This window comes from Pseudoalteromonas sp. SIMBA_162, assembly GCF_046535955.1.
Classification (GTDB): Bacteria; Pseudomonadota; Gammaproteobacteria; order Enterobacterales; family Alteromonadaceae; genus Pseudoalteromonas; species Pseudoalteromonas marina.
Genome location: NZ_JAWJBQ010000129.1, coordinates 1 through 367, shown reverse-complemented (window position 1 = coordinate 367; position 367 = coordinate 1). Strand labels below are relative to the sequence as shown.

Genomic DNA, 367 nt, shown 5'->3' with positions numbered 1-367 from the left:
CATTAGATAACTTCTCGTAGTTATTTACTAGTTTTGCAAACTCGTGTTTCATACCATCTAAGAAAGTGTAAAGCTTGTTTTCTCTCTCTTTACTGGTATTCAGCACATAAATTAGCAGCCATATAAACATAGCTACGAAAATACCATCTTTCAGCCCAAATTCAAGTAACATCTGTTCCATCCGACTTCATCCAATCTATATTTACTTTTTAAGTCGTTTTAATTCACCCTTTATCTTCGATATAAGCGTAGGTTTAGCTTCACCGAATGTTACTTCCAACTTTTCGCCTGAAGCTTCATATACCTCTTTTACTGCGGTTATACGTGGATGAATCACAACTCCCCATTCACTATGTTTAACCGTCAC

Annotated in this window: 1 protein-coding gene; it reads right to left on the bottom strand. The window is 36.0% G+C overall.

What is annotated here, in order from left to right:
• Positions 1-181: BhlA/UviB family holin-like peptide (locus R0J88_RS19010; RefSeq protein ID WP_410900731.1), on the bottom strand; the 181-nt coding region annotated here is incomplete at its 3' end.
• Positions 182-367: the final 186 nt, after the last annotated feature.